15 protein-coding genes and 1 pseudogene are annotated in these 10,368 nt (G+C 40.6%); 12 read left to right on the top strand and 4 right to left on the bottom strand.

Annotation, left to right across the window (positions count from 1 at the left end; genetic code table 11):
• The 12 genes from CRO23_RS25175 to mobP1 form a co-directional block, all read left to right on the top strand.
• The coding region (locus CRO23_RS25175; RefSeq protein ID WP_176519347.1) for a hypothetical protein at positions 1-610 on the top strand (610 nt) is incomplete at its 5' end.
• 70 nt (positions 611-680) lie between these two features.
• On the top strand, positions 681-932 hold the full coding sequence (locus CRO23_RS24615; RefSeq protein WP_085337699.1) for a type II toxin-antitoxin system Phd/YefM family antitoxin: 252 nt from the start codon (positions 681-683) through the stop codon (positions 930-932).
• Positions 922-1,203, top strand: coding sequence for a type II toxin-antitoxin system RelE family toxin (locus tag CRO23_RS24620; protein WP_060452204.1), 282 nt, complete (start codon positions 922-924; stop codon positions 1,201-1,203). Before CRO23_RS24615 ends, CRO23_RS24620 begins: the two co-directional genes overlap by 11 nt.
• Before the next feature lie 40 nt (positions 1,204-1,243).
• Entirely contained in the window at positions 1,244-1,804 is a 561-nt protein-coding gene (locus CRO23_RS24625) for a hypothetical protein (RefSeq protein WP_097103377.1), read from the top strand.
• Positions 1,797-2,066 (top strand): hypothetical protein, encoded by a 270-nt coding sequence (locus CRO23_RS24630; protein WP_097103378.1) that lies wholly within the window; start codon positions 1,797-1,799, stop codon positions 2,064-2,066. Before CRO23_RS24625 ends, CRO23_RS24630 begins: the two co-directional genes overlap by 8 nt.
• Entirely contained in the window at positions 2,063-2,494 is a 432-nt protein-coding gene (locus tag CRO23_RS25355; RefSeq protein WP_230298461.1) for a helix-turn-helix domain-containing protein, read from the top strand. The genes CRO23_RS24630 and CRO23_RS25355 overlap by 4 nt, the downstream gene beginning before the upstream one ends.
• Before the next feature lie 482 nt (positions 2,495-2,976).
• Entirely contained in the window at positions 2,977-3,492 is a 516-nt protein-coding gene (locus tag CRO23_RS24645) for a J domain-containing protein (protein WP_097103379.1), read from the top strand.
• Between the two features lie 113 nt (positions 3,493-3,605).
• Positions 3,606-3,791, top strand: coding sequence for a hypothetical protein (locus CRO23_RS24650; protein WP_141398645.1), 186 nt, complete (start codon positions 3,606-3,608; stop codon positions 3,789-3,791).
• Positions 3,792-3,916: 125 nt separating this feature from the next.
• Complete coding sequence (locus CRO23_RS24655) at positions 3,917-4,126, top strand: hypothetical protein (RefSeq protein ID WP_085337717.1); 210 nt, start codon at positions 3,917-3,919, stop codon at positions 4,124-4,126.
• A 195-nt stretch (positions 4,127-4,321) separates the two neighbouring features.
• A complete protein-coding gene (locus CRO23_RS24660) occupies positions 4,322-4,525 on the top strand; it encodes a hypothetical protein (protein ID WP_089197825.1) in 204 nt (67 codons plus the stop codon).
• Positions 4,526-4,989: 464 nt separating this feature from the next.
• Positions 4,990-5,547: a DNA distortion polypeptide 1 gene (gene ddp1, locus CRO23_RS24665; RefSeq protein WP_097103380.1), complete on the top strand. Its 558-nt coding sequence runs from the start codon at positions 4,990-4,992 to the stop codon at positions 5,545-5,547.
• Positions 5,537-6,682: a MobP1 family relaxase gene (mobP1, locus tag CRO23_RS24670; protein WP_097103381.1), complete on the top strand. Its 1,146-nt coding sequence runs from the start codon at positions 5,537-5,539 to the stop codon at positions 6,680-6,682. The genes ddp1 and mobP1 overlap by 11 nt, the downstream gene beginning before the upstream one ends.
• A 114-nt stretch (positions 6,683-6,796) precedes the next feature.
• Here the strand turns inward: mobP1 and CRO23_RS24675 are convergent, their stop codons facing one another.
• From CRO23_RS24675 to CRO23_RS24690, 4 genes and pseudogenes are all read right to left on the bottom strand, one after another.
• Positions 6,797-8,500 carry an ATP-binding response regulator gene (locus tag CRO23_RS24675; RefSeq protein WP_097103382.1) on the bottom strand — a complete coding sequence of 568 codons (1,704 nt, stop codon included), beginning with the start codon at positions 8,498-8,500 and terminating at the stop codon, positions 6,797-6,799.
• Entirely contained in the window at positions 8,500-8,991 is a 492-nt protein-coding gene (locus CRO23_RS24680; RefSeq protein WP_097103383.1) for an oxidoreductase, read from the bottom strand. The genes CRO23_RS24675 and CRO23_RS24680 overlap by 1 nt, the downstream gene beginning before the upstream one ends.
• Positions 8,984-9,970, bottom strand: coding sequence for a glycosyltransferase family 9 protein (locus tag CRO23_RS24685; protein ID WP_097103384.1), 987 nt, complete (start codon positions 9,968-9,970; stop codon positions 8,984-8,986). The genes CRO23_RS24680 and CRO23_RS24685 overlap by 8 nt, the downstream gene beginning before the upstream one ends.
• 2 nt (positions 9,971-9,972) lie before the next feature.
• A pseudogene (locus tag CRO23_RS24690) lies at positions 9,973-10,368 on the bottom strand (response regulator); the annotation flags it as partial.

A 10,368-nucleotide genomic window follows, 5' to 3' on the forward strand; every position in this document is an offset into this window, starting at 1 on the left:
GGAAGCGATCAGCGCCGGTGATGTTGACTACTACGAACAAATCCAGGAACAGACGATAATAGCAGACGAGCGGTTGTCTGAAAAAAATGCGTTAACTGATTTAGTCGAGTTTTGTAAAAGTCACTATGACCGTGATTTAGGTTTTCAATCAAAAATGGATGACGGCATTCATTGCTTTTATACTTGCTCAGTTCCTGCCGATAAATTTATTTCGTTTGCTCAAGTTTATCCCTCCTTCTCTGAGTTCCTCGATAAATTAAAAGGGGAGCAGATAGATTTTATTGAAGTGAGCTTTCCAGAGAAAATAAAGAAAATTGTTCTTGAACAGTTTGACTATGATGAAGACTCGCAAGCAACCATTTTTATGGAAAAGTTCAACGATAAAGAAGGGGGGAAGTTTTTAATTTATGCCCATTCAAAATACGGTTCAAATATAACAAAAATAACATACATGCTAGAACGCCTTTATGATTGCCAAATCGAAACGGCAGCTAAAACAAGCGCTGTCAAATTAATCTGCCAGCGACTGAAAGAAGATATAAAAGATAAAGTTGGTGTTAAATATATTAATGAATTAATGGAACCGTTCGAAGATGAGTTCCACAGCTAGAACACATTGAAAGGTACTTTTAATGGTGCTAATATTGGTGTTCTAACTCGATGTAAAGGAGGGGAGCAATATGGCTTACCAGATCTTAACCACTACGGCGGCGTCTATCACCGACCTGAAAAAAAATCCGATGGGAACCGTTGCCGACGGAGACGGTGAAGCGATCGCGATCCTCAATCGCAACGAACCGGCGTTCTACTGCGTTCCCCCTGAGCTGTTTGCCTACTATCGCGAACTGGCCGAAGATGCGGAGCTCAATCAAATCGCTGATGAGCGCATGAAAGATGCCGAGTACGTGAGCGTTTCTCTCGATGACCTATAAACTCAAGTTTGAGAAGCGGGCGCTGAAAGAGTGGGAAAAGCTGGGGCATCCGATCAGGGAGCAGCTGAAAAAAAAGCTGGCTGAGCGATTGGAGAATCCACATGTCCCAGCCTCCCGACTCAGTGGCCGCCAGAACCGCTACAAAATCAAACTACGGTCGTCCGGCTATCGACTGGTTTACGAAGTCATCGACCACGAAATCGTCCTGCTTGTGATCGCAGTGGGTAAACGGGCAGGGGATGAAGTCTATTTAACCGCCGACAAACGGTAAGATTAAAACGGTACGCCCCGATTGGCGATAGGAGTACAACATGCAAGAGTTTTCAAATCAGCAAATTACTACTCTAGAGCAAGTCTGCTTGCTACTTGGCGATGGGTGGCACATCGACCGCCTAAAGTCTGAACAATGGCGTCAAGTCTTGCGCTCTCCTGAATACCGGCATTACAGCATCATAATCACCTGCTCCTATCACCAGTTCCGGTTGCTTGGCGTGATCGGCCACAGCAGCGACAATGTGATTAATATTTCCCACAGTAGAACACCAACGGCGATCAGTCGTGATATTCGTAAGCGGCTTTTGGACGGTGCCCAGGACAAGCTCGCTAAAGCGGCCATCGATCGGGAAAGGGAGGCCGAACGGCAGCAGGTGAAGGGGTGGTTTATCGATGCGTTGGAGCGCTTAGTCAGCGTAGAGCGGCCTCGTTACGGTCACAGTGATAGAGTCTGTGAATTGAATCACGAGGGGATCGGCGGCGAGGTTCAGCGCTACTGCTACGATAACTATAAAATTAACCTTAAAGGGTTAATGATGGATGAAGTTATCCGACTCGTTGGATTTATTAGTCAATTAAGAGGGCAAAGTAATGTCTAAGACCTGCGTATATCATCATGCCGGTTCCAGCGGCATGAATACATTTAAAACAGAAGTGTTTAAGTTGGATGACGGCAAGTTAGAGGCCGTATTCACACGGATTAAACGTAAGCGCTTTCCTGACGGAACTGAAAAGGAATTTGAAGATCAGGTTACTCGGTTTACCGCAAACAGTAAAAAAGAATTGAAAGTGTTGGATTTACCTAAATTGCGCTCAACAAAAATTTTACTCGACTCTGATTTCTTTAAGGGCGAAGAATGATAGCTACCGGTACCGAAATTGCTAAGTTGAGAAATCAGCTTGGCCTGACGCAAAAAGAATTGGCGGCGTTGTTCGGCGTGACGCTTGCAACGTGGCAGAAAAAGGAGTCTGAAACGTCAAAAGAGACGATCGGCATACGCCCCGGAGAGTTCCAGTTTCTGCTGCTGCTGGCCGGTGAACATCCGCAGCATGTTTTGACGCAGAAACAACCGGCACTGATGACGGTACAGCATAAACCGTCTGCTGATGAGGTTAAGCGAACGCGGGAAGAGGCCGGATTGAGCGTCGAACAAGCCGCTGAACTATTTGGCTGCTTGCCGCGTAGCTGGCAGTCCAAGGAGAATCCAAACACGCGCGGAACCTTAACCGTAGGAGAGTATAACTACTTGCTCTTGCTGGCTGGTAAGCACCCGTATCTGTCCATTTGACATCAAAACAACGTCCTGCAGCTGGGCGCCAGGTGCAAAAAGACCATCATTTTTGGCGTTGGCGCCCAGCTGCCGGCGACAATTTTGATGGCATTCTTTCCTTTTCTGTTCGTCCTCTGCATCTTCCCCCGTAACCGTCTGCGCAAGCGCAGCCGCTAACGCCTCGGAAATCACGCTCAAAACGTCGCTGCACGACGTTCTGACCGCTCACCGAGGGAAGGGGAAGTAGTTACTCATAATCCGCCTGTGAGGCCGTATGGGCTTTGCAGGGAGGGGGGGGGTGATGTTGCCTATGAAATATCGTACCGCCCAGGGCGGGCTTCAGCGGTTTAACCTCTGCGTAATATTTAACTCTTTTATGCCGCTTTTCATGCGCTTACGCGCATAATGATATTGATTTTGATATCAAACGATGTATAATGAATTTATCAAATCAGCAGTGATTTGAACGGTACGCCCCGATCGGCGATAGGAACAAAATCATGAATATTCAAGAAGCCCTCAATGTTTTCGGTTTAACTGGTGAAGTTAATCAGGCAGAACTCAAAAAAGCGTTTAAACGCCTCGCTGTTAAGTATCACCCAGATAAAAACCCAATCGGCGCAGAGATGATGAAAATGGTCAATGCTGCGTATGAGTTTCTCGTCAATAATTTAGAAAAGATTAAGCAATTTCAATCCATGAATGAAGATGATATTTATAACTATGGAGAAGAAATTGAGAGTGTTTTAAAAACACTCGTGACAATGGAAGGGGTGATCTTCGAGGTTATTGGTAATTGGGTGTGGATTAGAGGGGAAACCCGAAACCATAAAGACATGCTCAAAGCGTTAAAATGCAAATGGGCACCAACCAAAAAAGAATGGTATTACAGACCGGAAGAGCATAAAAGCATATACAACAGGAAAACACATACAATTGAAGAAATCCGCGAAATGTATGGGACAAGCGGACAAAGGAAAGCAAGAGGCAAAAAACAGTTAGAAAAAACAAATTAATAAAAAGGCGGGGAAACCCGCCTTATTTTTTCATCTTATATTGAAAGTGTTATCAAACGATGTATAATGAATTTATCGAAACGATAATGTTCACTACCGCAGAGGGCTACAAGATGGAAAAGAAAACTAAAGAACTAGTGATAGGTGACATGGTTCTAAATATATTAAACCGGTCTTATTATCCGCTGGAAGCCGTGGAAAAATCAGGCTCCGGGTATATTATTACCCTGACCCCTGCAAATATAGACGGCAATCGATATTACGCAGAATATACAACCCGACATCAAATTAAAGTTTGAAACACATAGTTAAATTTAAATTAATGAATAAAAAAGTTGCACCAGATATCAAACGATGTATAATGAATTTATTGAATCAATAGCGATTCGATCGGTACACCCCGAAGGTGATTGGAGTTTACGTTATGAACAATATTACCCGCAACATTGACACCCTCCGGTTAACTCGTTTTGACGTGGTTTTTATTGCTGAGAATGTAAATGGTGAATTGGTTGAATGCCACTTTATCACCAATGCATTGAATCAATATGATGCCGCATATGTTTTCGGTCAGAACAACCCTCAACAAAAATATGTCATCAAAGAAGTGAATGAAGTGATCCAACCGTTCTAAAAATGAAAGCCGGGTTGCGCTAACAATCCGGCTCTCAGGCAAATCTAAGACTGTCGAGGAATTAAAGATGCCAATTGACATTATACAGCTAGCAAATCAGCTCGCAAGCGGTAAACAAACGCGCATACCGGCAATGAAAGCGCACGCATGGGACGACTTGCGTTGGTGGGTAGACTATCTGCGAGGGTATGCACTATGACCGACAAGGCGTTTTATATGAAGTCAATTCACTACTACAAAGCAGGCGTTAAACGGATTTTTGAGCATAAATACGGGGTGACGATGGAAGATGTGTCGTTAAGTGAGGATTTCATTCTACAGGCATTTGAGGCAAAAGAGACTCCGGCGCAATTAGTCGAATGGTATGGACGAAAATACGATTTGACGCAAATTCGATAAAATTGGATTGAGGGGGCTTAGGCTCCCTCTTTTTATGCCCGAAAGGGCATGTCAGGGGGAAAAGAACGTCACAGAAGATCACCCTTGTTTCATTCCCCCGCAGCCGCCGAAGGCGTTACATACTTGCATAGCGCGAAACCCCTCCCTCCGCCCTGCTAAGCCTAAAATTAATCTAAGCGACACAGTGCCATTTCTAACGCACCTGCAACGGTGAGCGGCCAGGTTGACGCATAGCGGCGACCTGGGTGTGATTTCCGTTGTCTTGATGGTTTCGCGTAGCGAAAACATCTAGATGCGTTAACTCCTTGCTTTATCAGCGAATAATAAAATAAATCAGCAGTATGTGGACGGTAAGCGGACTTGCAAAGGATCACAACTCGATGCAAGATAGGCAAATAAGCCACATATGACGTCATTTCATTCCGTATATGTAGCCATTTGCCAACCGCTGCCGGAGGCTCTCGATGAAAGATGAAAGCAAAAAAATACAAATACGGTTAGACCGCAATGATGACGAAATTTTAAAATTAGAGGCGGCTAAGGCTGGATTAACCCCGGCATCATTATTAAAAAAAATAGCCATGACAATTATAACCAATAATGAAGGGTTTAGCTATGAAGCAAAGGATTTTGACTTTGCTGATAACTCTGAAAAATTGAATATAAAGGTTAGCCAGGAACTTAAAGAGAAATTGCAGGGTGAAGCCATTAAAAATGGTTGGTCTTTGTCAAAGGAATCAAGGTTCAGGTTGGCTTCATCATTAAGTAGCGACCCGGCGCTTTACCCGGATGAGGTTGCAGAACTCCGGCGTGCGCGAAATGCTGTAGATGTAGTAGGGAGGAACCTTCACTACATCATTTCAAAAAAACAAGTGTTAACTATCAATGATGATGGTTTTTTAGAGGATGTGCACCGGCTTAATGACAACATTGAAGCGTTAAAAGCGCAGGTTGATAAACTAACCACACTTGGTATTAATAGAAGCAATTACCGTAAGAGAGGTGCACGAAATGGGCGTTAGTATTGATAAGGAGTATAAAATCAAGAAAGCCCGAAGTGAGCGGGCTGCTAAGAACCCTTTAGCGCATAAAGCCAGGAATGGCGGTGATGCTTATCAGAAAGGCGTAAAACAGCGTATCGCTTCTAAAGGGGCTAGTCGCGAAGTGATGGTGAAGATCACCGGTAACGCTAAAACCGCCAAGGGTATAAAAAACTCTATAAATTACATTAGCCGCGATGCCGATCTCAAGCTGAGGGATGATGAAGGACGTGAGTATGACGGTGGAAAGGATATGTCGGATGCCTACGACTATATGATCTCCCCCGAAGACCGGCTAAGAATTGATGATGATAAAAATCCAAATATTTCGCATAACATGATGTTTAACACTAATGCCGTTGTTGGTGTTTCCCAGGAAGATATGCTTGATTCGGTTCAGAGCGTCATTAAAGAAAAATACCCTGACAACCGCTTTATAATGGCTTATCACAACGATACTGATAATCCTCACGTTCATGTTGTTTTGCGCATTCCCGATAATTCTGGTGTAAGAATAAATATACGAAAAGCAGACTTACGAGATTTGCGCTCAGGCTTCGCTCATAAATTGCAGGAAAAAGGGTATAACGTAAAAGCTACACATAAACATGATTTTGCCTTGAAACATAAGTTAACGTCCGAACCTGACCGCACCCGGAATATGTATGAGGTTGTAGACTTTGGGAGAACTCATTTTAAAAATGACCCGAAAAATAAGCGCCAAAACTACATTCAATTGAAGACTATAAAGGGCGGCAAAGAGGTTACGATTTGGGGGACAAATCTTCCTGGGGAGCTATTGCGTGAGAAGGTGAATAAGGGAAGCGTTATCAAGATCAAGAAGGAAGGTGAGACAACGGTTAAAGTTCCTTTGTTCGATAAACAAGGCGAGGTTAAAGGTTACAAGGAGACTAAGCGCAACAATTGGGTGATAGAGAATAAAGGTGTCATGGGAATCGACCGCAGCGTTAACTTCAACAAGGTTGAAGTGCTGAGTGATCCACAAAGAGCTATCAAGCAAGGCATGAGCATCAAGCAGTTCCAGGAAGCGAAGATGAGCCTCATGAAGCAGCAACAACAAAAAGTAGGCGTCAGAGTCGGCTTCTTTAAACTGTAGATTACCTTCCGTTTATAGCGCAAAACTCACGTAATTGAATGTGAGGATATATCGAATATATCCTCTATAGCCAGAAAAAGAGTAACGAAGGATGCTGTTTGTATCCTTGAATACCTAATTTTTTGTTGTTTTTTCCATGATGAAATTAACTTCCTTGCTAATATCCCGAACTCTTACGGGTTTGGTTAGCAGGGTAACACCAGGTACAGGACTCTCAGCTGTGTAGGCACTAATAAAGATGAATGGAGTCTTCCTGTTCGGCCCATTTAAGCTTCTTACCTTGTTATGGATTTCATTACCGGTCATCACCGGCATCTGTAGATCGCTCAAGATTATGTCATAAGGCTTCCTGAGCAACTTTTCCAGAGCTCTTTCGGGCGATGTGATGAATTCAACTCTAAAATCACGCTGTAATACGGCGGCTAAGGATTCACAAACCATTTCGTTATCATCGATTATCAAAACTTTTAGCCCTTTATATTTAAAGTCTACACTTTCACTTTCATTCAATGCTTCGATTTTTTCTGGAGAAGACACCTTCACAGGTATTATAACAGTAAACAAGCTACCTTTCCCAAGGTCACTTTTTACTTCGATAGTTCCATTCATGGCTTTTATAACACCATTGACTATAGCTAAACCCATACCGAAACCAGGCGTTTTGTTGTTAACACCAACTCTTATGAAGGGTGTGAATATGGATTTAAGTTTGTCTTTTGGTATCCCCCTTCCCGAATCTTCAACCATTATGATCAGAGATGTCGGGTTTTTTAAATACGCATCAATTTTTACAAAGCCATCATCAGTATACTTTATTGCGTTCGTCACCAAATTTTCAACGATTTGCATAATCCTTGATGGATCACTTTCAATGTATTCATTGGTAATATTTCTTAATGATACCTCTATAGTAGGTTTTTTTGCGATTGAAATACAATCATTTACAGTATCCACTACTAACTTAGATAAGTTGAATGTTGAATTTGATATTTCCACGTTACCATTGTCTACCTTCGCGAATTCAGCTAAACCTTTCATTTGGTGAGCCATTTTCATTGATGCTGTCTCCAACCTCTCAAGCTGCTTTATATCACCATTGTCTTTTCTTAGGACAATTAATTCGACAGAAGACATGATTGCTTGCAGGGATGTATTTAACTCATGCCCGAGAACTCCTAAAAACGCATTCTTATTGTTAAAAGCTTTTTTTTCTGAATCTAACAACCTATTTAATTTGTATAAATAGATTGCGGTTATTAAAAACAAAGCAGTAATAAGTATTGTTGTAATGGAAAGCAATATATAAAGCTGTTTCCTTTTCTGCTTGTAATCTTCTAGAGCTTTTGTTCTTTGACTAACTTCGGCGTGATCTGCTAGATTGTTTAACTTTTTCGAGTACGGCTCTATTTGATTTACTAGTTGTATAACTTTATTTAAATCAGGTATTTGTGTATTAACATATGAGTCTATTTCTTCGAGTTTGTGATAGATAGTGTCTATGTTCTCTTTGTATCCAGGCTGCGTATAAAGAGGAGCTGTCGATTCGCTATGTTGTCGTATTACAAGTACGCGCGAGTAAAGAATATCTAGCTTTTCCCTTATTTTATCTAAGTCTTGGTTGTTGTTTTTTACAAGAGCATAGAATTCAGATAGTTGAATTGAAAATTTTGCGATTGCCCAAGAATAATTTTCTTGAGTCCCGCTTATAGCGTACAATGATTTTTCTGAAAGCATTGAATTGTATTTAATTATTGTCGATATAACAAAAATCAAAGCAATAGCAATGCCTATTATCAAAAATAAAAATTTTTTCTTCATTATAACACCGTTATCCTATTCACTTGCCAAATGAAACGTGATAGATAAGTTGGGCTGTTAAGCTTTGTAGGATAATCGTCTAATGGATAAATTACAAAGTAAGGGCCAAAATTTCTCGTTTTTAGTTTTTGACCGTCCATTGTATCAGCAAGAATAATTCCATATCTGTCTACATCAGTTATTGGTATATCTACCCAGTAGTCATTTAGAGCACTCATCCTTAAAGTTTTTCCATGCGCCCCGGCTATTTTTAAAATATCCTCAACTTTTACGCCCTGGAAGATTATTTGCCGATCTTTTTGTGTCCAAGAGGTGGTTGTTTTTATAGTGGTTTTCTGCATTTTTGCAAAGTCATCTGCTTTAAGTATAAATGCATTTTCGTGATTTTTATTTCTTATGTTTCCATCAATCTGTAAATCACCAATGACTGCTGTTGCATTTAATGACACAATAAAGATTATATAAAACATCTTAGAAAATATTTTATTCATATAACACCTCAAATTCATTATCCAATGATTTAATTAGTTTGCTATCATCGCTACAGTGTATCCCCTCTGTTTCATAATTACCAACATATATCGACTCGCAATCTTTGTAGTATAAACTTCGATACTCAGGTTTTATTGTCGTGAATATACACGTTGTAGGTATTCTGAAACCTGCGCCTAGGTGAAGTGCAGAAGAGTCACAAGTATAAAGGTAACTGGCATTTTTAATGATTCCAGCAAAACATGCTGTGTTTCTGGAATAGTTGCTAATATTTAAATAATTTTCATGGTCTACGTCATGAAAACCTAAAACCCTTGATTTGAACTTTTGACTTAATGTTTCCACAATTTTTTTATGATATTTATTTGGAATACTTCTTATTTCTGTGCTTGCATTGGGGCAGAAAAGAACGTAATTCTCTTTCTTAAATGATTCGTACTTACTGTTTCTTAGCCAAGAGTTTGATTTCAAATCTAATGATACACTAGAAGGGGGAATCCCTAAATTTTTAATGAAAAAATCATGCATTTCACAACAATCAAAATCAGACCAATACACCTGATTCCCCATGTCTATGACTACATCCGATTCTGTTGTCATAGAAATATCGTATGGCATGTATTGTATTTTGTCGATTATAGGGCCTGCCATATAATATATTTCATTTACATAATCTGGACAATGCTCAGGGCGAACAACGTTTATAATTATTTCAGGGTTTATTTTTTTTATCGCATGTAATGCAGTGATTCCAACAATCGAATCACCAAGTGTTACACCTAAGCCATTTATGACTGTTAGCTCCCTAATATTAGAGTAGTTGATCGTAATAGGTTTAAGTGCGCTGTTATGTATTCTTGGGTTGCCTAGTGGAACTATATCTCCGCTAGGTTCTTCTTTGCTTACACCGTAAGGAGATACTATGTATCGTCCATCCAACAAAAGGCTTCCTGTATATTCTAGTAAGGTTTTATTCATGGCTAGTTTTCTGGAAAAAATTTATCGATATTTGATTTTATAAGGCTTGCTTTTATCGGTTTTTCATATGGCCCGATGATATCAAACTCGTTAATAGCACTAGATATCTCCTTGTCGAGAATTATTGACAGCTGGCCTGTTAGAACTAAAATCATTGAGTTTGTTTTTTTTGAATGCCTTATCATCTTAATGGTGTTAAACACCGTAGAAGACCCAACCACCCAATCTAATATGTAGGCATCATAAGGTTCTTTAGATATTGATTGCTCCAATATCTCTATATCAAAAAATCCTTTCACTATATACTTATCCGTTCCAAGTATACCGGTGATGTTATGAACAATGGTTTCATCATCATCAAGTACCGCAATTCTATATTTCTGCTTCTCTATAATTTT

This window comes from Serratia sp. JKS296 (assembly GCF_900215445.1).
Lineage (GTDB): Bacteria > Pseudomonadota > Gammaproteobacteria > Enterobacterales > Enterobacteriaceae > Serratia > Serratia marcescens.